Source organism: Pseudomonas sp. UBA6276 (assembly GCF_002438365.1).
Taxonomy (GTDB): Bacteria; Pseudomonadota; Gammaproteobacteria; order Pseudomonadales; family Pseudomonadaceae; genus Aquipseudomonas; species Aquipseudomonas coleopterorum.
Genome location: NZ_DJUS01000024.1, coordinates 5,997 through 6,567, shown reverse-complemented (window position 1 = coordinate 6,567; position 571 = coordinate 5,997). Strand labels below are relative to the sequence as shown.

Annotated in this window: 1 pseudogene; it reads right to left on the bottom strand. The window is 63.4% G+C overall.

Annotated elements, in window-relative coordinates:
- Positions 1-362: 362 nt before the first annotated feature.
- Positions 363-571 (bottom strand): annotated as a pseudogene (locus B2V21_RS03375) (RlmI/RlmK family 23S rRNA methyltransferase); the annotation flags it as partial.

Genomic DNA, 571 nt, shown 5'->3' with positions numbered 1-571 from the left:
GCACCGGCCATGTTGCGGCCGTGGGTGGATGTTTTCGAGCGATAGTCAGGCATGGAACGACTCCGGGCGGCTAATCGGGTTTCAGTGAGGGAGTGAGCTTTTCCTGGTCCGCGGCACGCTCGGTCGGTGTGTTGCCGTGCTTGCGGATGAGGCCGGTAACGCTGCGGGATCGCCACGCGTACGGCCGAGCTCATAAACCCGCCGGGGGATGATTGGCGAAGAGTAGGGCGATTCTACACCCATGGGGGAAGGATGGAACGTGGGGCAGGGCAAGTAATCGCCAGTGATGCCTGACGCGGCTCGCACCGCTGCTACAAAGCCCCTGTAGCAGCGGCGCGAGCCGCGTCAAAAGCGCCGTTGCATCAGCTGTTGGGCAACAACCGGCACGTAATGCTCTTGATGTACCGCGTTTCCGGAATCGCTGGATGCACCGGATGGTCCGGGCCTTGGCCGCCGCGTTCCAGCAGTTGGATGTTGCGGTCCAGGTGGCGGGCGCTGGTCAGCAGGATGTTCTGCAGGTCGTCCTCGGGCAGGTGCATGGAGCACGAAGCGCTGACCAGGATGCCGTCCT